Genomic DNA, 21,974 nt, shown 5'->3' with positions numbered 1-21,974 from the left:
TAAGCAGCGGATGAAACTACAGAATTCTTTTCGCGACTATACGGCTGAGTCCGCGCTGTTTGTGCGCCGGGCGCTGGTCGCCTTTACCGGGATTTTGCTGCTTACCGGCGTGCTGATCGCCAACCTTTATAATCTGCAAATTGTCCGCTTTACCGACTACCAGACGCGCTCAAACGAAAACCGTATCAAGCTGGTGCCTATCGCCCCCAGCCGCGGCATTATTTACGATCGTAACGGCACACCGCTGGCGTTAAACCGCACCATCTATCAAATCGAGATGATGCCGGAAAAAGTCGATAATGTTCAGGATACGCTGGAAGCGCTGAAAAGCGTTGTCGACCTTAACGATGACGATATCGCGGCCTTCAAAAAAGAGCGCTCCCGCTCTCACCGTTTCACCTCCATTCCGGTTAAAACCAACCTGACGGAAGTCCAGGTGGCCCGCTTTGCGGTAAACCAGTACCGCTTCCCCGGCGTGGAAGTGAAGGGTTATAAGCGTCGCTACTACCCCTACGGCTCCGCGCTGACGCATGTGATTGGCTACGTCTCCAAGATTAACGACAAAGACGTCGACCGCCTTGATAAAGACGGTAAGCTGGCAAACTACGCGGCAACGCACGATATCGGTAAGCTGGGGATCGAACGTTACTACGAAGACGTTTTGCACGGGCAAACCGGCTATGAAGAAGTTGAGGTTAACAACCGCGGCCGAGTGATCCGCCAGCTGAAAGAAGTGCCGCCTCAGGCGGGGCATGACGTCTATCTGACCCTCGACCTTAAGCTGCAGCAGTATATCGAAACCCTGCTGGCGGGCAGCCGTGCAGCCGTTGTGGTCACCGATCCTCGTACCGGCGGCATCCTGGCAATGGTTTCCATGCCTAGCTATGACCCGAACCTGTTCGTTGACGGCATTTCCAGTAAAGACTATTCCGGTCTGCTGAATGACCCGAACACGCCGCTGGTGAACCGCGCAACGCAAGGGGTTTATCCGCCGGCATCAACGGTTAAGCCGTACGTGGCGGTCTCAGCACTGAGTGCTGGCGTCATCAACCGCAATACCAGCCTGTTTGACCCGGGCTGGTGGCAGCTGCCTGGTTCAGATAAACGCTATCGTGACTGGAAAAAATGGGGCCACGGTCATCTGAACGTCACCAAATCGCTGGAAGAATCTGCGGATACCTTCTTCTATCAGGTGGCGTATGACATGGGGATCGACCGCCTGTCAGAGTGGATGAGCAAATTCGGTTACGGGCATTACACCGGCGTTGACCTTTCCGAAGAACGTTCTGGCAACATGCCGACGCGCGAATGGAAGCTGAAGCGCTTTAAAAAACCGTGGTATCAGGGTGACACCATTCCGGTGGGTATCGGCCAGGGCTACTGGACGGCAACACCGCTTCAGATGAACAAGGCCATGATGATCCTCATCAATGACGGCGTGGTAAAAGTGCCTCATCTGCTACAGAGCACGGTTGAAGACGGCAAAAAAGTGCCGTGGAACCAGCCGCACGAAGCCCCGGTGGGTGACATTCATTCCGGCTTCTGGGAAATTGCGAAAGACGGTATGTACGGCGTGGCAAACCGCCCGAACGGTACCGCGCATAAGTACTTCACCGGTACGCCGTACAAAGTGGCCGCGAAATCCGGTACTGCGCAGGTGTTCGGTCTGAAAGCCAACGAAACCTATAACGCGCACCGCATTGCTGAACGTCTGCGTGACCATAAGCTGATGACGGCGTTTGCCCCTTATGATAACCCGCAGGTCGCGGTGGCGATGATTCTGGAGAACGGCGGTGCCGGTCCAGCTGTAGGGACCATCATGCGCCAGATCCTTGACCACATTATGCTGGGTGATAACAACACCGAACTGCCGGCTGAAAACCCGGCCGCCGCTGCGGCGGAGGACCAATAATCATGACGGATAATCCAAATAAAAAATCGCTGTGGGACAAAATCCACATCGACCCAGCCATGCTGCTGATCCTGCTGGCCCTGCTGGTTTACAGCGCCCTGGTTATCTGGAGCGCGAGCGGCCAGGACATCGGCATGATGGAGCGCAAAATCGGCCAGATCGCCATGGGTCTGATCATTATGGTGGTAATGGCGCAGATCCCGCCGCGCGTCTACGAAGGCTGGGCGCCCTACCTCTACATCTTCTGTATTATTTTGCTGGTTGCGGTAGATGCGTTTGGCGCCATTTCAAAAGGGGCGCAGCGCTGGCTGGATTTGGGGATTGTCCGCTTCCAGCCCTCGGAGATTGCCAAAATCGCCGTGCCATTAATGGTGGCACGCTTTATCAACCGCGACGTCTGTCCGCCATCTCTGAAAAATACCGCTATCGCGCTGGTGCTGATTTTCCTGCCAACGCTGCTGGTTGCGGCCCAGCCTGACCTGGGGACCTCAATCCTTATCGCGCTCTCCGGCCTGTTTGTCCTCTTCCTGTCGGGCCTGAGCTGGCGCCTGATTGGCATCGCGGTGGTGCTGATAGCGGCGTTCATCCCTATTCTCTGGTTCTTCCTGATGCACGATTACCAGCGCCAGCGCGTCATGATGCTACTCGATCCGGAAACCGATCCGCTGGGCGCGGGCTATCATATTATTCAGTCGAAGATTGCAATTGGCTCCGGGGGCCTGCGCGGTAAAGGCTGGCTGCACGGTACGCAGTCGCAGCTGGAATTTTTACCGGAACGCCATACCGATTTTATCTTTGCCGTACTGGCGGAAGAACTGGGGCTGGTTGGCATTCTGATACTTCTTGCGCTGTATGTCCTGCTGATCATGCGGGGATTGTGGATTGCAGCGCGTGCACAAACCACGTTTGGTCGCGTCATGGCTGGCGGGTTGATGCTGATTTTATTCGTTTATGTCTTCGTAAATATTGGTATGGTGAGTGGTATTCTGCCGGTGGTAGGCGTACCGCTGCCGCTGGTGAGTTACGGAGGCTCGGCACTGATCGTGTTGATGGCCGGGTTTGGTATCGTGATGTCGATCCATACCCACAGAAAAATGTTGTCAAAAAGCGTATAAAAATAAGGGGATCGGAATGCGTAAGCAGTGGCTGGAGATCTGCATCGCGGCAAGTTTACTTGCGGCCTGCACAAGTGATGATGGTCAGCAACAGGCAACCGTCGCGCCGCCGCAGCCTGCGGTGTGTAATGGCCCGATCGTTGAAATCAGCGGTGCCGATCCCGTTTATGAACCGCTGAATGCCAGTGCCAATCAGGATTACGAGCGCGACGGCAAAAGCTATAAAATTGTTCAGGATCCTTCCCGTTTCAGTCAGGCAGGCTTTGCCGCCATTTATGATGCCGAGCCAGGCAGTAACCTGACGGCTTCCGGGGAGGCGTTCGACCCAATGCAACTGACGGCGGCACACCCAACGCTGCCGATTCCGAGCTACGCCCGTATCACCAACCTGGCGAATGGCCGCATGATCGTCGTGCGTATCAACGATCGCGGCCCGTACGGGAATGACCGGGTGATCTCCCTCTCGCGCGCGTCTGCCGATCGCCTGAACACCTCGAACAACACCAAAGTTCGTATTGACCCGATTATCGTCGCGCAGGATGGTTCGCTCTCCGGACCGGGTACCGCGTGTACAACGGTGGCGAAACAGACCTATGCCCTTCCTGACCGCCCAAATCTTGACGGCGGAATGGGAAGCGTCTCGTCTCCGGCAGAGCCTGCTCAGCCGGGAGGAGAAATACGCCCGATCAGCAATGACACGCTGCAAAGCGAGGATGCTACCGGCGCACCGGTAAAGAGTAGCGGCTTTCTTGGCGCACCGACGACCTTAGCCGCGGGCGTGCTGGAAGGCAGTGAACCCACTCCAGCCCCTGCTCCCGTCGCTGCGCCAGCGACCCAGCCGGCTCCCGTAACGGCACCAGCGGCCACGCAAAGTGCGGCGGTGACAGCTCCAGCAGCGGCCAGCGGAAACTATGTGGTTCAGGTAGGCGCAGTGAGCGATCAGGCCCGGGCCAAACAGTATCAACAGCGTTTGAGCCAGCAGTTTGGCGTACCAGGACGCGTTGAGCAGAACGGCGCGGTCTGGCGCATTCAGATGGGGCCGTTTGCCAGCAAATCGCAGGCAGCCTCCCTGCAGCAGCGTCTGCAGAATGAAGCTCAACTTCAGTCATTTATCGCTGTTGCGAAATAATTAACCGGCGGTATCCGAATTGTCAGTTAGTGTAAAACACATTCACAAACTCATGCTTAAAGTCGGATGCCTGCCTGAATAGCATTTGCTATAGTAAGGCACTTTTTTTAATTCCATCACGGATGTCGTAGTTCTGACCATGAAGACCACTTTTTCTGCTCGTTTTGTGCAGCGCATGGCGCTGACCACGGCCCTTTGCGCGGCTGCTCTTTCTGCAGCTCACGCCGATGACCTGAATATCAAGACCATGATCCCTGGCGTTCCGCAAATCGATGCGGAATCCTACATCCTGATCGATTACAACTCTGGCAAAGTGCTGGCAGAACAGAATGCCGATGCCCGCCGTGATCCGGCCAGCCTGACCAAAATGATGACCAGCTACGTTATCGGCCAGGCGATGAAGGCAGGTAAATTCAAAGAATCGGATCTGGTCACCATCGGTAATGATGCGTGGGCAACCGGGAACCCTGTCTTCAAAGGTTCCTCTCTGATGTTCCTGAAGCCGGGTATGCAGGTTCCTGTTTCCCAGCTGATTCGTGGTATCAACCTGCAGTCGGGTAACGATGCCTGCGTGGCGATGGCCGATTTCGCCGCCGGTAGCCAGGATGCCTTCGTGGGTCTGATGAACAGCTACGTTACCGCGCTGGGTCTGAAAAACAGCCACTTCCAGACCGTACACGGCCTGGACGCAGACGGTCAGTACAGCTCCGCACGTGATATGGCCCTGATTGGTCAGGCGCTGATCCGCGATGTCCCTAACGAATACTCTATCTACAAAGAAAAAGAGTTCACCTTCAACGGGATTCGTCAGACCAACCGTAACGGTCTGCTGTGGGATAACAGCCTGAACGTTGACGGCATTAAAACTGGCCACACCGACAAAGCGGGCTACAACCTGGTGGCCTCTGCTACTGAAGGTCAGATGCGTTTGATCTCTGCCGTGATGGGCGGCCGCACCTTTAAAGGTCGTGAAACAGAAAGCAAGAAGCTGCTGACCTGGGGCTTCCGTTTCTTCGAAACCGTGAATCCACTGAAAGCAGGCAAAGAGTTTGCGTCTGAACCCGTCTGGTTCGGCGACAACGACCGTGCTTCTCTCGGCGTTGATAAAGACCTCTACCTGACCATTCCGCGCGGTCGTATGAAGGATCTGAAAGCCAGCTACGTGCTGAACAGCACCGAGCTGCACGCTCCACTGCAGAAAAACCAGGTTGTAGGCACGATCAACTTCCAGCTGGATGGAAAAACGATCGATCAGCGTCCGCTGGTTGTCCTGCAAGAAATTCCTGAAGGCAATTTCTTCGGCAAAATCATTGATTACATTAAATTGATGTTCCACCACTGGTTTGGTTAAAAATTGAACACTTGAAAGTGTGATTTTGATCCCCATATACTAAGTATCCTGATAACTCCCACCTGACGTGGGAGTTATTATTTTTTGACGTTACGCCGGAGCTGACATGAAAACCAAACTTAACGAACTGCTTGAATTCCCTACCCCATTTACCTACAAAGTAATGGGTCTGGCGAAACCTGAGCTGGTTGATCAGGTGGTTGAAGTGGTACAGCGCCATGCGCCGGGTGACTACTCTCCGTCAGTAAAACCAAGCAGCAAGGGCAACTACCACTCGGTTTCTATCACCATCACTGCGACACACATTGAGCAGGTTGAGACGCTGTACGAAGAGCTCGGCAATATCGAAATCGTTCGTATGGTACTGTAGTCCCTTTGCGGTTACCCGGTTTGCCGGGTAACCCTTCTCCCCGCTGTGATATACTCCCCCCACACCTTTTGTCCCTCGTCTTCGGAGACGCAGTTTTGTATCAGGATAAAATTCTGGTCCGTCACCTCGGGCTGCAACCTTATGAGCCTGTCTCCCAGGCCATGCATGACTTCACCGATTCACGCGATGACAGCACCCCAGATGAAATCTGGCTGGTCGAACACCTGCCGGTATTTACGCAGGGTCAGGCGGGTAAAGCAGAACATCTATTAATGACGGGAGATATCCCGGTTATTCAGAGCGATCGCGGCGGTCAGGTCACGTACCATGGGCCCGGGCAGCAGGTGATGTACGTCCTGCTCAATCTGAAACGCAGAAAGCTGGGCGTGCGTGAACTGGTCACTTTACTGGAACAAACCGTCGTCAACACGCTGGCGGAATATGGTATTGACGCGCATCCGCGTGCCGATGCGCCGGGCGTTTACGTTGGGGAAATGAAGATCTGCTCCCTGGGGCTGCGTATTCGAAAAGGCTGTTCATTCCATGGCCTGGCATTGAATATCAATATGGATCTCGCGCCGTTCCAGCGCATAAACCCCTGCGGCTACGCCGGCATGGAAATGACGCAAATGCGCCAGTGGGTAGAAGCCGCTACGCCCGAACATATTCGTCCCGTGCTTTTGAAGAACGTGTTAGCGCTACTTAACAATCCCCCACACGAATATATCCCTGCTTAATATATCGTACAACAGGGCTCGATAATTTGACGGGCCACTGTTTATTTACCGCTTTTGCACTTTACAATAATCCACAGATTCTATATTTTCGAAGCGCCCGAATATTACCGCTACATATTATTTAGCCTCCAGCAAGCTCGGCAAACACGGCATAAGTAACGTGAGCAATTATCACACAACTGTTTGCTTTTGATAAACAAGTGAAACAAAACCAACACTTTACGAATCTCTACAAGCATAATAAATAAATTCAACTATCATTCATATTGTGAATGTATACGGGGTGAAAGCGTGGAGTATAATAATTTACCAGCCAAACGACTGAATGAACCTGGTGGCGAAGACAAGCCGCAAATTTTTCGGACTTTACGTAATATTGATCTCAATTTACTGACTATTTTTGAGGCAGTATATGTCCATAAAGGTATCGTTAACGCTGCGAAAATTCTTAATCTCACGCCATCAGCAATAAGTCAGTCAATCCAAAAGCTACGCGCTATATTTCCTGACCCGTTATTTATCCGTAAGGGCCAGGGGGTAACGCCGACGGCTTACGCCACGCATCTCCACGAGTACATCAGCCAGGGGCTGGAGTCGATTCTGGGCGCACTGGATTTAACCGGGAGCTATGATAAGCAGAGAACCATCACCATCGGCTGTTCCCCTTCTGTGGGTGTGCTGGTGATGCCGGCGATCTTCCAGGCCGTGAAAGAGCATGCTCCGCAGCTCCTGCTTCGTAATGTGCCGCTCAATGAACCTGACATTCAGCTTGCCCAGTTCCAGACGGACCTGATTATTGAAAGCGGCAGCTTCAGTGCCAGAGCGCTGGGTCAATATGTGCTCTATTCGGATAACCTGGTGCTGGTTTGCCGGCAGCAGCATCCGGTTCTCAGCGAACCGCTGACCATCGAAAACCTGCGCAACTACGACCACTCGTCTTTCATGACCGAAGGGCAGTCTAACCACGCCCTTCGTCAGCGTATTGATGAAATTTTCCCGGAACGTCAGATCAGCTTCAGCAGTTACAATATGTTTACCACCGCATCGCTGATCGGCAGCAGCGATATGCTGTGCGTTATGCCATCGCGCCTGTACAGCCTGCTACAAAAATGCTGGCCGCTCGAGAGCATTCCACTCAGTCAGCTTAATGCGGAATCAATCGAAATTTCACTGCATTACAACAAGCTGAGTTTACGCGACCCGGTTCTGGAAAACGTCATCCGCATTATCCGTCAGGCCTTCTGACAGGTTTAGCCAGCACAAGACCCTGCACCAGGCAGGGCGAAAGGCACAAAACAACAACTATTTTACAAATTGGCGATCTGGCAGGCTGCTTTAACGACCGTTTCAATGATATACTGCCTGTCGTTCGTTCAAAAATAGTTGATAAATACAACATTCCCTTGAATTGAAACGCTTTCCTTCGATATTCGCAACTGGAACACGCACGCTATGAGTAAACCCATTGTGATGGAACGCGGTGTTAAATACCGCGATGCCGATAAAATGGCCCTTATCCCGGTTAAAAACGTGGCTACAGAGCGCGAGGCGCTGTTAAGAAAACCGGAATGGATGAAAATCAAACTTCCGGCCGACTCTTCGCGTATCCAGGGGATCAAAGCGGCGATGCGCAAGAATGGCCTTCACTCCGTATGTGAAGAAGCCTCTTGTCCGAACCTTGCTGAATGTTTCAATCACGGTACCGCGACGTTTATGATTCTGGGTGCTATCTGTACCCGCCGCTGCCCGTTCTGCGATGTTGCTCATGGCCGTCCGGTTGCACCTGATGCTAACGAACCCCAGAAACTGGCGCAGACCATTGCTGACATGGCGCTGCGCTATGTGGTTATCACCTCCGTTGACCGTGACGATCTGCGTGACGGTGGTGCTCAGCACTTCGCCGACTGTATTACGGCCATTCGCGAGAAAAGCCCTAACATCAAAATCGAGACGCTGGTGCCTGACTTCCGTGGCCGTATGGACCGCGCGCTGGATATCCTGACCGCAACGCCGCCAGATGTGTTTAACCACAACCTGGAGAACGTGCCGCGTCTCTACCGTCAGGTCCGCCCGGGTGCTGACTATAACTGGTCTCTGAAACTGCTGGAGCGTTTCAAAGAAGCGCATCCGCATATTCCGACCAAGTCTGGTCTGATGGTGGGGCTGGGTGAAACCAATGAGGAAATCATTGAGGTGATGCGCGATCTTCGCCGCCACGGTGTGACCATGTTGACCCTGGGGCAGTATCTGCAGCCAAGCCGTCACCACCTGCCGGTACAGCGCTACGTGAGCCCGGATGAGTTCGATGAAATGAAAGCCGAAGCGATGGCGATGGGCTTCACCCACGCAGCCTGCGGCCCGTTCGTTCGCTCCTCATACCACGCCGATATGCAGGCAAAAGGCGAAGAAGTTAAATAATGCTGTAATATTCTTTTACAGTAATACAAAAAAACCGGCCTCATGAGCCGGTTTTTTTTCGCAAGCCCTCAGGCGTTGCTGTCACTCTTTGTGAGAAAGCTTGTCTGCCGGGACGTCATCCTCGGCGCTTTTCTTCGCCGCTGCATCATCGTCGTTCATTGCTTTCTTAAAGCCTTTGATGGCAGCCCCCAGGTCACCACCCAGCGTGCGTAACTTCTTGGTACCAAACAGCAGGACGACCAGTGCGGCAACCACCAGCAGTTTGGTAATACTAATCTCACCCATAGATACCTTCTTTACTTAAAACAGGCTGCATTCAGCGCCAAAACCTGATTGTATTAACGGTCATTTAGCGCGTGCACACAATAGCAATCTGTAACAAGGTGAATCAAGCATTGTTGAAAAAAACATCACAATAATTGCGGTGGCGCAAACCGACGATTGCGAAGAACAGGTAGTTGCTGACGTGCAAGCGTAATTCTCTCTAAGTTTATCTCCGCCACCAGCAAATGCGGGGCTTCAGCGGCGGCGGCGATCGTCACCCCCAGCGGATCGACCACCCTGCTTTGCCCGATGTTTTTCGTGCCACATTCCCCTGCGGCAACCACATAGCAGGTTGTATCCAGCGCACGCGCCGCAAGCAGCGTTGCCCAGTGGTGCTCTTTTAACTGCCCGCGAACCCACGCGGCAGGGAGTACCAGTACGTCCGCACCCTGCAGCGCCAGATGGAGCGCCAGCTCGGGAAAACGCAGATCATAGCAGGTCATCAACCCAACCTTAAGTCCGTCAATCTCCAGAAGCGGTGGGATACTGTCTCCGGGGTCGACGCGCCGCGACTCCTGAATGCTGAACGCATCATAGAGATGCAGCTTGGTGTAGCGGGCGACAATGGCCCCGCTACGAATCGCCACCAGCGTATTGACTGCGCGACCCGGCGTTGAGGGAACATGGATCGTTAAGATCGTCGTCATCGTATTGCCCACGCTCTGGGCGAGCAGTTGCTGCAAGAACTCGCCGTCCAGCGGCTGCGCGGACTTCACCGATAAATCCGGGTCATTATCATCCCTGGCCAGCAGCGCTTCGGGGAGAACCAGCAGCGACGCGCCTTTCTGCCAGGCCTGCTTCATCAGGTTGACGCACGTGAGCGCATTTTCATGCCAGTCAGGCGTGACCGCAAATTGCCCTACCGCAACATACATATTTGTCCCCTCATCATAAACGGAGTTAAACTCGCTTCTCTTACACATCAAATAGCAGGTATTTAGCGTGTTACAACTACTTTTAGCCGTTTTTATTGGTGGGGGAACGGGTAGCGTTGCGCGATGGTTTCTGAGTATGCGGTTTAATCCTCTGCATCAGGCGATTCCTATGGGGACACTGGCCGCTAACCTGATTGGTGCCTTTATCATTGGCATGGGTCTGGCCTGGTTTAACCGAATGACGCACATCGACCCGATGTGGAAGGTCCTGATTACGACGGGTTTCTGCGGCGGGTTAACCACCTTCTCGACGTTCTCCGCAGAAGTCGTGTTTCTCTTTCAGGAAGGCCGTATCGGCTGGGCACTGGCGAACATCGCGATTAACATGCTCGGCTCGTTTGCGATGACGGGGATCGCATTTTGGCTCTTTTCCTCCGCAAGCACGCATTAACCGTCGAACCGTTAATGTTGGCTTAATTTTTCTCTGTCACTCTGAATGCAGAACTGAACGAGGGTGACAGAATGAAACAGAGTCTGATGAGCGCAGGCATGGTGTTGTTAAGCGTGCTGATCGTTGCCAGCTTCCTGAAAATGTATCTGCTTGGCTGATTCAAAACGAAAAAAACCCGCTCAGGGAGCGGGTTTTGAAATTCTTGCTGACGCGTCTGAATTACAGAGCGATTACGTTAGCAGCAGAAGGGCCTTTGGCACCGTTAGTGATTTCGAACTCTACACGCTGACCTTCAGCCAGAGTTTTGAAACCATTAGACTGGATTGCAGAGAAGTGTACGAACACGTCTTTGCTGCCATCTTCAGGAGTAATGAAACCGAATCCTTTGGACTCATTAAACCACTTAACGTTACCTTTAATCTTAGACATCAAAATTACCTTTACATTAAAAAACGACACAAATGCTGTGTCGGTTACCAGTACATCAATTGTGGGACCTTTTGTCCAGCGGATCTTTGATAAAAAGTGACTAAAGTCGCGTTAATTTTCACTGGCAGATTTTTATCGTTTATGAATCAACGCCTGCGCGTTTTTTCACCGCAATGTAACGTTTTGTCAGTTAAAACTGAAAACGCATCCAGGCAAAGTAAACGTTTCCGTTGTTGTACGTACCCGGGATGTAGGTCATCTGGAACGTTGCGGGGCCATAGCCAATAGAGGCCAAAGGCAGCAGCACCGGGATCGGGATGTAGTTCCAGTTGTCACGTGCAGTGACCCCGGCGGTATAGCCCAAACCGACGTGGAAGTTCTCGTCCGCTAGCGGACGCCAGGTTTTCTCCCAACCATACCCCCCAATCGGCTCCCATTTATTAAACGAGTCTTTGAAGGCCATCAGATAGATGCCATGCCAGTTTCCCTTTTCGTCCCAGCGAGACTGACCAAAACCCGCGCCCCACGGACGCTCGTTGTATTTATCGGTTTTCTCTTTGTCATAAGCAAAACGCGCATGCCACGTTATTGCCGGAACATAGAGATCATAATGTTCAGGAGCCGTCCAGGTCTGGGAAACATTATCCGTAAAGGTGGAGAACCAGCCTTTGTCCGTCGCGTTGCCTTCTGCCTGTGCAACAGAAGAAAACGTTAACTGCCCAAAAATAAACAACAAAACAGAGAAAAATGTATTACGTACGATCACAATGCAATTACCATTCTTAGTATTCGAGGCAAAGTTTACCATAAAATAGTTGAATCAAGGCTTAACGGCATCGGCGTTATTCCTAATTATTCGGCCATTTTCCGGGAATATTCTTAAAGAAATCGGGGGATATGCTCAAATAAGCCTACAAGAGGTGTGACTTTTTCCATTTAGCGTTCGTAATCAGTGACATGCAAAACCGCACAAAACATTAACAATTTGTTATCATTATTGGGACACATTGCGCCATTTCTGATGGTCAAGACCCTCATGGTATAAATGTATGGGCCATGGCAAAAACACGCTTGTTCTGTTCTCTAGTCGTCTGTTTATTGATTTTAATCAGCAAGAACAGGCCAATTATTCGGCACATTTCCATCCTTCTTTTTTTATTGATTTTTTGTGCTCCACTGCAGCAGAGATACAGGGGAAATCATGCTTACGTTATTCGAGCTCCTTATTGGAGTCGTCGTCATTGTCGGCGTCGCGCGCTACATCATTAAAGGCTACTCGGCCACGGGCGTATTATTTGTTGGCGGTTTAACGCTGTTGATTATCAGCGCACTGATGGGGCACCAGGTGTTACCTGCCAGCGCCACGAGCACCGGTTACACCGCTACAGATATTGTTGAATACATTAAAATATTGCTCATGAGCCGCGGCGGCGATCTGGGCATGATGATCATGATGCTGTGTGGTTTTGCGGCCTACATGACCCACATCGGCGCCAACGACATGGTCGTTAAACTTGCCTCCAAACCCCTGCAGTACATTAACTCGCCGTATCTGCTGATGGTCGCCGCCTATTTCCTCGCCTGCCTGATGTCGCTGGCCGTTTCGTCGGCTACCGGACTTGGCGTACTGCTGATGGCCACACTGTTCCCGGTCATGGTGAACGTCGGTATCAGCCGCGGCGCGGCAGCAGCCATTTGCGCGTCTCCGGCAGCGATTATTCTTTCCCCTACCTCCGGCGACGTCGTGCTGGCGGCAAAGGCAGCGGAGATGTCGCTCATCGACTTCGCCTTTAAAACCACGCTGCCGATCTCCATTGTTGCCATTGTCGGCATGGGTATCGCGCATTTCTTCTGGCAGCGCTATCTCGATAAGAAAGAAAACATCAGCCATGAAATGATGGACGTGAGTGAAATCACCACTACCGCTCCCGCGTTTTATGCCATTCTGCCCTTCACGCCGATTATCGGGGTGCTGATTTTTGACGGCAAATGGGGTCCGCAGCTGCACATCATCACCATTCTGGTTATCTGCATGCTGCTGGCTGCCGTGCTGGAATTTGTGCGTGGTTTTAACACGCAAAAGGTGTTCTCGGGTCTGGAAGTTGCCTATCGCGGTATGGCGGATGCCTTCGCTGGCGTGGTGATGCTGCTGGTGGCAGCGGGCGTTTTTGCCCAGGGTCTGAGCACCATCGGCTTTATCCAGAGCCTGATCTCTATCGCCACCTCGTTCGGATCGGCCAGTATTATCCTGATGCTGGTTCTGGTGGTGCTCACCATGCTGGCGGCGATGACCACGGGTTCCGGTAATGCGCCTTTCTACGCTTTCGTTGAGATGATCCCGAAACTGGCTCACTCCTCTGGTATTAACCCGGCCTATCTCTCCATACCCATGCTGCAAGCGTCAAACCTGGGCCGTACCATCTCCCCGGTATCAGGCGTGGTTGTCGCCGTTGCCGGGATGGCGAAAATCTCACCATTCGAAGTGGTAAAACGTACCTCAGTGCCCGTTATGGTTGGCCTGATTATCGTGATTATCGCCACGGAAGTGCTGGTTCCCGGCGCGGCCTAAGCTAAATTAGGGATATCCAAAAAGCGCCTGCGGGCGCTTTTTATGCTTTAATAACCCTCAGAAATTAATCACGCTCATTCGATCAGGAAATCATATGTTCAGGAAGGATATCGTCATCCCGTCTGGCGCAATGGCGCTTGCACTCTGTATCTTCTCCGCACAGGCGGAACCGCTGAAGGCAACCCAATATGGCGATTTCGATCGCTATGTGCTGGCTTTGTCCTGGCAAACCGGGTTTTGTCAGAGCATGGTTGAGCGCAACCGTAATGAACCTGACGAATGTCGCCTGCAAAAAGAGCGCGAGAATAAAGCCGATTTTCTGACCGTGCACGGGTTATGGCCCGGCCTGCCGAAATCTATTGCCGCACGCGGCGTGGATGACCGTCGATGGATGCGTTTTGGCTGCGCCACACGCCCCATTCCGAACATGCCGGAAGTGAAGGCCAGCCGCAAATGCGATGCCGCCGAAACCGGACTGTCGCTTTCCGCTGCCGCAAAGCTCAATGACGTGATGCCGGGCGCGGGCGGGAATTCCTGCCTGGAACGCTACGAATATGCCAAACATGGCGTCTGCTTTGGTTTTGACCCGGATGCCTATTTCGGCACGATGGTACGGATGAATCAGGAGGTTAAAAACAGTGCGGTCGGAAAATTCCTCGCCGATAACTACGGGAAATCCGTCAACCGTAGTGATTTTGATAGTGCCGTGGCCAAAAGCTGGGGCAACGAGAACGTCAAAGCGTTCAAGCTGACCTGCAACGGCAATCCGGCGTATCTCACCGAGATGCAGATTTCGCTGAAGGCAAACGCCATTAACAACCCGCTTTCTGCGACCTCATTTGCCCCGCAGCCACATCCGGGTAACTGCGGAAACCAATTCGTGATTGATAAAGCCGGCTACTGATCCGCGCCCGGGCGCACCATATCAAACCGGTTTTCATCGCTGATACCATAGTACGCCGTCGGCCCACCCGCACGCAGGATGGGCTGCGCTTTCGCCGTCTGGTATATCCCCTCTTCCAGCAGCGTTTCGGCAATATGGATACCGACCACCTCCCCCAACACCAGCCACGTGTCCACCGGCGTACCGTCGGCACCGGTAAGCTGAATGCACTGCGACAGTCGACACTCAAAATTCACCGGGCTTTCTGCAACGCGTGGGGCGTTAACCAGCTGGCTGGCCGCTGGCGTAAGTCCGGCAAAGCTAAATTCATCCCGGTCGTGGGGAAGCATCGCGGAGGTTTGGTTCATCGCTTGCGCGAGATCGCGCGTCGCCAGATTCCAGACAAACTCTTTTGTCTCAGTAATATTACGCACGCTGTCCTTCCAGCCGTTGCTGGAAAAGCCGATGATCGGTGGGCGATAGTTAAAGCAGTTAAAGAAACTATACGGCGCAAGGTTCAGCTGACCGGCCTTATCGCATGAGGAGATCCAGCCTATCGGACGTGGACCAATAATGGCGTTCAGCGGGTCATGCGGCAGGCCGTGTCCCTGAGACGGTTGATAGAAGTACATAGTGCTCTCTCGTTGGCGGGCAACGCCCGGATTCAGGACACTCAGCGTAACGTATTCCGCCAGGAATGAAGACTGAATAAATTTCAGCGAAAATTCATATGGACCATGAATGTGACTTTCATCACTTCAAACTTGCGCGCTCAGCCAGTATCATCGGGAGAGTTAAACCCTCGCTGCCAGACGGCGAGGGTTTTCTTTTGGATCAGTTTCTGCGTTAGACGCAGCATTAACGACATGGAGTAAAAAATGTCCAGACCTACCATTATCATCAATGAGCTCGACGCAGAACGTATCGACAGGCTGCTGGAAAAAGCGGAATTTGCCTCGCTCCCCGTGGCCGACGCCCTGAATGAGGAGCTCGACCGGGCACAGATGTGCACGCCTGAGACGATGCCGCATGACGTAGTCACTATGAATAGCCAGGTGAAATTCCGCAATCTGACCACCGGTGAAGAGCTGACCCGCACGCTGGTTTACCCGGCGCAGATGACCGACAGCAGCGCACAGCTTTCTGTGCTTGCGCCTGTGGGTGCCGCACTGCTGGGACTGCGTACGGGGGATACGATCCACTGGGAATTGCCGGGCGGCGCTTCGACCCATCTGGAAGTGCTGGAGCTGCTCTACCAGCCAGAAGCCGCAGGCGATTACCTGCGTTAATCTCTTCTGAATAAGCGCCTATCCGCTTTGCACAGAGGATGCCACCGCATCCTCTTTCCGCAAATTCACACGATTTTCCTATACCGCGCAAAATGGCCTTAATCCACGCTTAATCTGTTTTAGTGCCGCGGGGACGGTCATGAGTGAGATAGGCGTTATCACACTTATCTTTCTGATTTTTGTGGCGATTATCGTCACGGCCGTGCTCTATCTTGAACGCCACTGGTAAGCGAACATTCTCAGGCCACCCCACCCGGGAAGGCATTCACCAGGCCCTTAACGGTCTGCTCTGCGGCTTCGGGCGTGTCTGCCCCCGGGACCAGAATCACCTTCCGGCACTCCTCCTCCCGTTTTTCGAAAATCTTATAGGCGCGTTCCGCATCCGCAAGGGGGAGATAATGGGTCACGATCTCTTCCGGCGTAAGCAGCCCTTTTTCGATCAGCGGTAACAGTTCACCCAGCCAGGCATGGACGTGCGTCTGACCCATCTTAAACGTCAGCCCCTTATCAAAGGCATCGCCAAACAGGAAGCCATGGATAAACCCGGCGTACACGCCGGGTACGCTAACTACCCCACCGCGCCGCACGGCAGCAATGCATTGACGCAACGCTTTGCCGCTGCTGCCTTCAATTTTTAGATTGCTGAGGATCGTTTCCGTGGTGCTGCCTTTCGCTTCAAACCCGACCGCATCAATCACGGCGTCAACGCCGCGCTGGCCCGCGGTCTGCTCGATGATTTTTTCCGCGGCGTCGTTGTCATCATCAAAGTTGATGGGAATTGCGCCGTATCGTGCCTCGGCAAATCGCAACCGGTACGGGTGGTGATCGATAACAAAGATCTGCTCAGCCCCCAGCAGCCGTGCGCAGGCAATGGTCAGTAGCCCCACCGGCCCGGCGCCGAAAACGGCTACGCTTGAACCTTTTGCAATCTGCGCATTTTTTGCCGCCTGCCAGGCCGTGGGCAAAATGTCGGAAAGGAAAAGTGCTTTATCATCAGAAAGAAGCTGCGGGACTTTAAACGGCCCGACGTTCCCCTTCGGCACGCGAACGTATTCCGCCTGTCCCCCCGGCACATCGCCGTAGAGGTGGCTATAGCCAAACAGCGCGGCCGGCGCGGGGATTTGCTTTTTGTTCAGCGCGGCGCCCTGCCCGGCATTGGTATTCTCACAGGCCGCGTATTGCTGCAGACGACAGAAGAAACAGTCCCCGCATGCGATGACAAAGGGGGTCACCACGCGATCGCCTTTTTGCAAATTCTTTACCTCTGCACCGCACTCGACGATTTCCCCCATAAACTCATGGCCAAAAATATCGCCGTGCTGCACCTTCGGGATCTTTCCGCGATAGAGATGCAAATCGGAGCCGCAGATCGCCGTGGCCGTGACGCGCAGAATGATATCGTCGGGCTGTTCGATGATGGGGTCAGGGACATTCTCGACGCGAACATGGTGTGGACCGTGATACGTAAGTGCTTTCATGCGACCTCCGAAAGGTTCCAGGTAAGTCTATAAGGGTAGCTACCCCTGAAGGTCTGCCCCGTAATACGGTTCTTTTGAGATTTATCCTGGCGAGATAAGAAAACTGACGGGGCGCTTACAGAAACCATTAATATTTTGTGGTTGAATGAGTACAGCGTTTATAAACAAGGAGAAACGGGTATGTATCAGAGAATCATTATGCCGGTTGATGTTTTTGAGATGGAGTTGAGCGACAAGGCCGTTCGCCACGCGGAGTTCCTGGCGCAGCAGGACGGTGTCATCCATCTGTTGCACGTGCTCCCGGGCTCAGCCAGCCTGAGCCTGCACCGCTTCGCTGCCGATGTGCGCCGCTTCGAGGAGCATTTGCAGCATGAAGCGGAAACGCGTCTGCAAACCATGGTCAGCCACTTCAGTATTGACCCTTCACGGATCAAAACGCACGTCAGATTCGGCAGCGTACGTGATGCGGTAAATGAACTGGCGAACGAGCTGAAGGCAGACGTGGTGGTCATCGGTTCGCGCAACCCTTCAATTACCACACATCTGCTGGGCTCTAACGCCTCCAGCGTGATCCGCCACACACACATACCGGTGATGGTCGTCAGATAAAAAAAGAGGCCACCTTTCGGTGGCCTCTCGCTATTGCACGTATCGCCTTACTTTCTTCTATTATGCGGTTTTGGTGCGAATCAGATAGTCAAACGAACTCAGCGACGCCTTCGCCCCTTCGCCCGTGGCGATGATGATCTGTTTGTACGGTACGGTAGTACAGTCACCCGCCGCAAACACGCCCTTCACGCTGGTTTCACACTTCGCATCGATGATGATTTCGCCCATGCGGTTGCGCTCAATCGCGCCTTCCAGCCAGGTGGTGTTTGGCAGCAGACCAATCTGCACGAAGATCCCTGAAAGCTGAACGCTGTGCACGTCGCCGCTCACGCGGTCGCGGTATTCCAGGCCGGTCACCTTGCTGCCGTCTCCCTTCACTTCCGTGGTCTGCGCGTTCAGTATGATGTCGACGTTTTTCAGGCTGCGAACTTTGTCCTGCAGAACCTGGTCGGCCTTCATCTCTGGTGCGAACTCCAGAAGGGTGACGTGTTCAACAATCCCCGCCAGGTCGATAGCCGCTTCCACGCCGGAGTTCCCGCCGCCGATCACCGCCACGCGCTTACCTTTAAACAGCGGGCCGTCGCAGTGCGGGCAGTAGGTCACGCCTTTGGTGCGATACTGATCTTCACCCGGGACGTTCATGTTGCGCCATTTCGCACCGGTGGCAATGATGATGCTGCGTGCTTTCAACACCGCGCCGGAGGCGGTTTCAATGTGGTGTAAACCACCCTCAACCGCAGCAGGTACCAGCCTGCTGGCGCTCTGGCTGTCGATCACGTCCACGTCGTAGTCGCTGACGTGCGCCTTCAGCGCCCCCGCCAGCTTCTGGCCTTCGGTTTTCGGCACGGAGATATAGTTTTCAATGTCCACGGTATCCAGTACCTGGCCGCCGAAACGCTCGCCCATCAGGCCAGTGCGGATCCCTTTACGAGCGGAGTACACCGCCGCCGCCGCGCCCGCCGGACCGGAACCGACGATCAGCACGTCGTAGGCATCGCGTTTGTTCAGTGCTTCCGCCGCACGTTTTTCGGCACCGGTATCCACTTTGGCGACGATTTCCGTCAGCGTCATACGACCCTGACCGAATTCCTGACCGTTCAGATACACCGCCGGAACGCCCATCACGTTGCGATCGGTGATTTCATTCTGGAAGGTACCGCCGTCAATTGCCGTGTGCTTGATGCGCGGGTTGAGGACCGACATCAGGTTCAGCGCCTGCACCACGTCCGGACAGTTGTGGCAGGAGAGCGAATAATAGGTTTCAAACTCAAAATCGCCGTCGATATCGCGGATCTGCTCCAGCAGCGCCTGCGCCTCTTTCGATGGATGACCACCGGTCCACAGCAGCGCCAGCACCAGCGAGGTAAATTCGTGCCCCAGCGGCGAGCCGGCAAAACGCGGCCCCAGCTCAGAGCCTGGGTTCGTAATCAGGAAAGAAGGCTTACGGACGTTAAGCGAGTTATCTTCTTTGAAGGTCACTTTTGGCGACAGTTCGGCGATCTCAGCCAGCAGTTCCTTGATCTCTGCCGATTTCGCGCTGTCGTCCAGCGTGGCAATCAGCTCAACGGGTTTGGTCAGTTTCTCAAGATAGGCCTTGAGCTGGGTTTTCATATTAGTGTCGAGCATTATTCTTCCCTCTCTTAAAACGTCATCATGCAAGCTGCCTTTAACGGGCGGCCTGAATGCAACTTGCATCATGGAGTTAGATGAAATGGGCGCGGGGGCGCCCATTGATTGCCGGGTGGCACTTCGTTTACCCGGCCTACGATACTGTAGGCCTGTGCAAGCGCAGCCCCGCCAGGCTTTACAGACTTAGATCTTGCCGACCAGGTCTAAGGATGGAGCGAGAGTCGCTTCGCCTTCTTTCCATTTCGCCGGGCACACTTCGCCTGGGTGAGAAGCCACGTACTGCGCTGCTTTCACTTTACGCAGCAGGTCAGACGCATCACGGCCGATACCTTCAGCGGTAACTTCGATAGCCTGGATAATACCCTGCGGGTCAACAACGAAGGTGGCGCGGTCAGCCAGGCCTTCATCTTCACGCATGTTGTCGAAGTTACGGGTCAGGGCGCCAGTCGGGTCGCCGATCATCGCGTATTTGATTTTTGCGATGGTTTCAGAGCTGCTGTGCCATGCTTTGTGGGTGAAGTGGGTATCGGTAGACACAGAGTAAACGTCTACGCCCAGCTTCTGCAGTTCGTCATAATGGTCAGCCACGTCGCCCAGTTCGGTCGGGCAAACGAAGGTGAAGTCAGCCGGATAGAAGAAGAAGACGCTCCAGCGACCTTCGGTATCTTTCTCGGTTACTTCGATGAACTCACCGTTTTTGAACGCCTGGTTTTTGAAAGGTTTAATTTTAGTGTTAATCAAAGACATCTGTACTTCCTCCGTGTTTTCGTTGAGATGTAAGGTAACCAACTTTATCCATCGGGGCTAATGCGTATGCTTTATCAAATCAATCAGCCAAACCTTACAACGTCGACAAGACAACAAGGTGAACCTTTTACAGGAAAGCCTGAAAGTAAAAAGGCCGCCTCAACGGGCGGCCCTGATACCTGAATTCCCCGCAGGTACATTCAGTGCCAGCCGAAGCTGGCGTTGCGTTGCGCTCTACAACCCTTTATATCAAGGGGTAACAGCCCTTTGATTACACCACCCGTTCAGGAATTGGGCAATCCATAAGAGAGGTATTCCTGCCTATGGCTGCGATAGGTTTTGCCAAACATCATTTCGGGACGTTATAAATTTATTTTCATTATAAAAATACCTCAATATATAAATGACAATTGTTATTTAAAATGCTCACTCCAACATCTGAGATAAAATTATCTTAATGTTCCTTGAAGCACTATTTCAATAATCTGGCGTCATGATATATTAAGGTGAATTTAATTTAAATTTAAGAGGGTTAATCGAAAGGATTGTAAATGGTTAACTTCAAACTATAGTTATCAGTGATGTGATAACCACAGCAAACACAGCATCCTCAGGACGAAACATGGCAAACCTCTACGACCTTAAAAAATTCGATCTTAATCTGTTAGTCATTTTCGAGTGCATTTATCAACATCTTAGTATCAGTAAAGCCGCCGAGACGCTGTATATCACACCCTCTGCCGTGAGTCAGTCACTGCAACGCCTGCGAGGACAACTCAACGATCCTCTGTTTATCCGTTCCGGTAAAGGGATCACGCCCACGACCGTCGGCGTCAATTTGCATCATCATCTGGAACAGAACCTGAACCAGCTTGAGCAGACTATCAATATCATGCACAGCAGCGGGTTGAAGAAGAATTTTGTCATTTACTGCCCGCAGTTTATGAGCACCAAAACGATGCTTGAGCCAATGAAACTGCTCATGAACAAGTATAACTATTCGGTTGAATTACATGATGTTTTTCTTGCCCCTGATTCAGCAGAAGATCTCCTGGCTTACCGAAAAGCCGACCTGATATTTTCTTTTTCCTCCTCAAGCAGCCGCTCAATTGCCTCCAGCCTTTTCCATAAGCTGCCTTTTGTGCTCGTTTGCCGGAATGATCATCCCCGCTTGAGCGGAAATCCCACGCGTGAAGAGATTCTGAATGAACAGTTCACCGCCTACCTGAGCGATGAGAACAGCGTCAAAGACTACCAGGAAAAAGCCGAGAGCCTGTTAACCGAAAGAAATATCGTTTATCGAAGCGACTCTTTTATATCCCTTCTGTCGGTGATCAGTTCATCCGACCTCATAGGGTTAGCGCCCACGCCGGCCTTTGAACAATATGGTCCAGCGCTTAACCTGCGCAAAGTAGAGACAGACATTCAATTTCCCAGCATTGATATTTACATGATGTATAATCGCTCCGCACTGAATAGCTCAGCATTCGCGAGTTTTATTGAAGAAATAACTTTATCGTGAGATGTTAGCGTGGTTTTCCCACAGGATGGGAACCACCTTTTCCAGAAACATACACCATCGTTATATAAACATTCAGCATTAACTTTATACACATCATAAATTATTGACTGATATCATTCTCACTCTAGTATTGACAC

The 21,974-nt window shown here is 52.8% G+C and carries 23 protein-coding genes; 15 read left to right on the top strand and 8 right to left on the bottom strand.

The window, feature by feature from the left end:
• Positions 1-10: 10 nt before the first annotated feature.
• The 8 genes from mrdA (at position 11) to lipA (ending at position 9,032) form a co-directional block, all read left to right on the top strand.
• A complete protein-coding gene (mrdA, locus tag AC0TNG_RS20800; RefSeq protein ID WP_032649564.1) occupies positions 11-1,912 on the top strand; it encodes a peptidoglycan DD-transpeptidase MrdA in 1,902 nt (633 codons plus the stop codon).
• Positions 1,913-1,914: 2 nt separating this feature from the next.
• The gene (gene mrdB / locus AC0TNG_RS20795; protein ID WP_008501037.1) at positions 1,915-3,027 is read left to right on the top strand and encodes a peptidoglycan glycosyltransferase MrdB; all 1,113 of its coding nucleotides are present in this window, start codon (positions 1,915-1,917) and stop codon (positions 3,025-3,027) included.
• A gap of 16 nt (positions 3,028-3,043) precedes the next feature.
• On the top strand, positions 3,044-4,156 hold the full coding sequence (gene rlpA, locus AC0TNG_RS20790; protein ID WP_473713054.1) for an endolytic peptidoglycan transglycosylase RlpA: 1,113 nt from the start codon (positions 3,044-3,046) through the stop codon (positions 4,154-4,156).
• Between the two features lie 139 nt (positions 4,157-4,295).
• Positions 4,296-5,507 (top strand): D-alanyl-D-alanine carboxypeptidase DacA, encoded by a 1,212-nt coding sequence (gene dacA / locus AC0TNG_RS20785; RefSeq protein ID WP_014069323.1) that lies wholly within the window; start codon positions 4,296-4,298, stop codon positions 5,505-5,507.
• A gap of 106 nt (positions 5,508-5,613) precedes the next feature.
• Entirely contained in the window at positions 5,614-5,877 is a 264-nt protein-coding gene (ybeD, locus tag AC0TNG_RS20780; RefSeq protein WP_003858718.1) for a DUF493 family protein YbeD, read from the top strand.
• 95 nt (positions 5,878-5,972) lie between these two features.
• Complete coding sequence (gene lipB, locus AC0TNG_RS20775; RefSeq protein WP_024907014.1) at positions 5,973-6,614, top strand: lipoyl(octanoyl) transferase LipB; 642 nt, start codon at positions 5,973-5,975, stop codon at positions 6,612-6,614.
• Between the two features lie 291 nt (positions 6,615-6,905).
• Positions 6,906-7,859 carry a YbeF family transcriptional regulator gene (locus AC0TNG_RS20770; RefSeq protein ID WP_473713053.1) on the top strand — a complete coding sequence of 318 codons (954 nt, stop codon included), beginning with the start codon at positions 6,906-6,908 and terminating at the stop codon, positions 7,857-7,859.
• A gap of 207 nt (positions 7,860-8,066) precedes the next feature.
• Positions 8,067-9,032, top strand: a complete 966-nt coding sequence (gene lipA / locus AC0TNG_RS20765) for a lipoyl synthase (RefSeq protein WP_024907012.1) — start codon at positions 8,067-8,069, stop codon at positions 9,030-9,032.
• Between the two features lie 81 nt (positions 9,033-9,113).
• Here lipA and tatE read toward each other — a convergent pair whose 3' ends face one another.
• Together tatE and AC0TNG_RS20755 are read right to left on the bottom strand one after the other, a co-directional pair.
• Positions 9,114-9,317, bottom strand: coding sequence for a twin-arginine translocase subunit TatE (tatE, locus tag AC0TNG_RS20760; RefSeq protein ID WP_023310742.1), 204 nt, complete (start codon positions 9,315-9,317; stop codon positions 9,114-9,116).
• Positions 9,318-9,442: 125 nt separating this feature from the next.
• Entirely contained in the window at positions 9,443-10,231 is a 789-nt protein-coding gene (locus AC0TNG_RS20755; RefSeq protein ID WP_473713052.1) for a deaminated glutathione amidase, read from the bottom strand.
• Positions 10,232-10,298: 67 nt separating this feature from the next.
• On the opposite strand from AC0TNG_RS20755, the gene crcB reads away from it, so the two are divergent.
• Entirely contained in the window at positions 10,299-10,682 is a 384-nt protein-coding gene (gene crcB / locus AC0TNG_RS20750; RefSeq protein ID WP_024907010.1) for a fluoride efflux transporter CrcB, read from the top strand.
• A gap of 219 nt (positions 10,683-10,901) precedes the next feature.
• On the opposite strand, the gene cspE is transcribed toward crcB, so the two are convergent.
• Positions 10,902-11,111: a transcription antiterminator/RNA stability regulator CspE gene (gene cspE, locus AC0TNG_RS20745; RefSeq protein ID WP_002439184.1), complete on the bottom strand. Its 210-nt coding sequence runs from the start codon at positions 11,109-11,111 to the stop codon at positions 10,902-10,904.
• A 190-nt stretch (positions 11,112-11,301) separates the two neighbouring features.
• The gene (pagP, locus tag AC0TNG_RS20740; RefSeq protein WP_080350496.1) at positions 11,302-11,919 is read right to left on the bottom strand and encodes a lipid IV(A) palmitoyltransferase PagP; all 618 of its coding nucleotides are present in this window, start codon (positions 11,917-11,919) and stop codon (positions 11,302-11,304) included.
• Between the two features lie 393 nt (positions 11,920-12,312).
• Here pagP and dcuC point away from each other — a divergent pair, with 393 nt between their 5' ends.
• Together dcuC and rna are read left to right on the top strand one after the other, a co-directional pair.
• Positions 12,313-13,680, top strand: coding sequence for an anaerobic C4-dicarboxylate transporter DcuC (gene dcuC / locus AC0TNG_RS20735; RefSeq protein ID WP_032649567.1), 1,368 nt, complete (start codon positions 12,313-12,315; stop codon positions 13,678-13,680).
• A 94-nt stretch (positions 13,681-13,774) separates the two neighbouring features.
• Entirely contained in the window at positions 13,775-14,584 is an 810-nt protein-coding gene (gene rna / locus AC0TNG_RS20730; RefSeq protein ID WP_024907007.1) for a ribonuclease I, read from the top strand.
• Here rna and AC0TNG_RS20725 read toward each other — a convergent pair.
• Positions 14,578-15,195, bottom strand: coding sequence for a flavin reductase family protein (locus tag AC0TNG_RS20725; protein WP_023310735.1), 618 nt, complete (start codon positions 15,193-15,195; stop codon positions 14,578-14,580). The genes rna and AC0TNG_RS20725 overlap by 7 nt on opposite strands.
• Positions 15,196-15,441: 246 nt before the next feature.
• On the opposite strand from AC0TNG_RS20725, the gene rnk reads away from it, so the two are divergent.
• Complete coding sequence (rnk, locus tag AC0TNG_RS20720; RefSeq protein WP_024907006.1) at positions 15,442-15,852, top strand: nucleoside diphosphate kinase regulator; 411 nt, start codon at positions 15,442-15,444, stop codon at positions 15,850-15,852.
• A 139-nt stretch (positions 15,853-15,991) separates the two neighbouring features.
• Positions 15,992-16,081 (top strand): small membrane protein YldA, encoded by a 90-nt coding sequence (gene yldA / locus AC0TNG_RS20715; protein ID WP_008501020.1) that lies wholly within the window; start codon positions 15,992-15,994, stop codon positions 16,079-16,081.
• A gap of 10 nt (positions 16,082-16,091) precedes the next feature.
• On the opposite strand, the gene AC0TNG_RS20710 is transcribed toward yldA, so the two are convergent.
• Positions 16,092-17,330, bottom strand: coding sequence for a zinc-dependent alcohol dehydrogenase (locus AC0TNG_RS20710; protein ID WP_473713051.1), 1,239 nt, complete (start codon positions 17,328-17,330; stop codon positions 16,092-16,094).
• Between the two features lie 180 nt (positions 17,331-17,510).
• On the opposite strand from AC0TNG_RS20710, the gene uspG reads away from it, so the two are divergent.
• Positions 17,511-17,939, top strand: a complete 429-nt coding sequence (uspG, locus tag AC0TNG_RS20705) for a universal stress protein UspG (protein WP_023310731.1) — start codon at positions 17,511-17,513, stop codon at positions 17,937-17,939.
• Positions 17,940-17,999: 60 nt separating this feature from the next.
• Here uspG and ahpF read toward each other — a convergent pair whose 3' ends face one another.
• Together ahpF and ahpC are read right to left on the bottom strand one after the other, a co-directional pair.
• Positions 18,000-19,565, bottom strand: a complete 1,566-nt coding sequence (gene ahpF, locus AC0TNG_RS20700) for an alkyl hydroperoxide reductase subunit F (RefSeq protein WP_148769596.1) — start codon at positions 19,563-19,565, stop codon at positions 18,000-18,002.
• A gap of 186 nt (positions 19,566-19,751) precedes the next feature.
• Positions 19,752-20,315: an alkyl hydroperoxide reductase subunit C gene (gene ahpC / locus AC0TNG_RS20695; RefSeq protein ID WP_008501015.1), complete on the bottom strand. Its 564-nt coding sequence runs from the start codon at positions 20,313-20,315 to the stop codon at positions 19,752-19,754.
• A 622-nt stretch (positions 20,316-20,937) separates the two neighbouring features.
• On the opposite strand from ahpC, the gene citR reads away from it, so the two are divergent.
• A complete protein-coding gene (citR, locus tag AC0TNG_RS20690; RefSeq protein WP_473713050.1) occupies positions 20,938-21,837 on the top strand; it encodes a DNA-binding transcriptional repressor CitR in 900 nt (299 codons plus the stop codon).
• Positions 21,838-21,974 lie beyond the last annotated feature (137 nt).

This window comes from Enterobacter sp. PL_is514 (genome assembly GCF_055816715.1).
Note: the sequence above shows the minus strand (reverse complement) of the source record. Positions and strands in the feature narration are given on the sequence as shown.

What these genes read in the sequence shown, in the direction of transcription:
- AC0TNG_RS20725 (WP_023310735.1), bottom strand. Translation starts at nt 15,195, where the DNA reads ATGTACTTCTATCAACCGTCTCAGGGACACGGCCTGCCGCATGACCCG.
- AC0TNG_RS20710 (WP_473713051.1), bottom strand. Translation starts at nt 17,330, where the DNA reads ATGAAAGCACTTACGTATCACGGTCCACACCATGTTCGCGTCGAGAAT.
- rna (WP_024907007.1), top strand. Translation starts at nt 13,775, where the DNA reads ATGTTCAGGAAGGATATCGTCATCCCGTCTGGCGCAATGGCGCTTGCA.
- lipA (WP_024907012.1), top strand. Translation starts at nt 8,067, where the DNA reads ATGAGTAAACCCATTGTGATGGAACGCGGTGTTAAATACCGCGATGCC.
- dacA (WP_014069323.1), top strand. Translation starts at nt 4,296, where the DNA reads ATGAAGACCACTTTTTCTGCTCGTTTTGTGCAGCGCATGGCGCTGACC.
- citR (WP_473713050.1), top strand. Translation starts at nt 20,938, where the DNA reads ATGGCAAACCTCTACGACCTTAAAAAATTCGATCTTAATCTGTTAGTC.
- mrdB (WP_008501037.1), top strand. Translation starts at nt 1,915, where the DNA reads ATGACGGATAATCCAAATAAAAAATCGCTGTGGGACAAAATCCACATC.
- cspE (WP_002439184.1), bottom strand. Translation starts at nt 11,111, where the DNA reads ATGTCTAAGATTAAAGGTAACGTTAAGTGGTTTAATGAGTCCAAAGGA.
- ahpF (WP_148769596.1), bottom strand. Translation starts at nt 19,565, where the DNA reads ATGCTCGACACTAATATGAAAACCCAGCTCAAGGCCTATCTTGAGAAA.
- ybeD (WP_003858718.1), top strand. Translation starts at nt 5,614, where the DNA reads ATGAAAACCAAACTTAACGAACTGCTTGAATTCCCTACCCCATTTACC.
- mrdA (WP_032649564.1), top strand. Translation starts at nt 11, where the DNA reads ATGAAACTACAGAATTCTTTTCGCGACTATACGGCTGAGTCCGCGCTG.
- dcuC (WP_032649567.1), top strand. Translation starts at nt 12,313, where the DNA reads ATGCTTACGTTATTCGAGCTCCTTATTGGAGTCGTCGTCATTGTCGGC.
- rnk (WP_024907006.1), top strand. Translation starts at nt 15,442, where the DNA reads ATGTCCAGACCTACCATTATCATCAATGAGCTCGACGCAGAACGTATC.
- uspG (WP_023310731.1), top strand. Translation starts at nt 17,511, where the DNA reads ATGTATCAGAGAATCATTATGCCGGTTGATGTTTTTGAGATGGAGTTG.
- AC0TNG_RS20755 (WP_473713052.1), bottom strand. Translation starts at nt 10,231, where the DNA reads ATGTATGTTGCGGTAGGGCAATTTGCGGTCACGCCTGACTGGCATGAA.
- yldA (WP_008501020.1), top strand. Translation starts at nt 15,992, where the DNA reads ATGAGTGAGATAGGCGTTATCACACTTATCTTTCTGATTTTTGTGGCG.
- tatE (WP_023310742.1), bottom strand. Translation starts at nt 9,317, where the DNA reads ATGGGTGAGATTAGTATTACCAAACTGCTGGTGGTTGCCGCACTGGTC.
- ahpC (WP_008501015.1), bottom strand. Translation starts at nt 20,315, where the DNA reads ATGTCTTTGATTAACACTAAAATTAAACCTTTCAAAAACCAGGCGTTC.
- pagP (WP_080350496.1), bottom strand. Translation starts at nt 11,919, where the DNA reads ATGGTAAACTTTGCCTCGAATACTAAGAATGGTAATTGCATTGTGATC.
- rlpA (WP_473713054.1), top strand. Translation starts at nt 3,044, where the DNA reads ATGCGTAAGCAGTGGCTGGAGATCTGCATCGCGGCAAGTTTACTTGCG.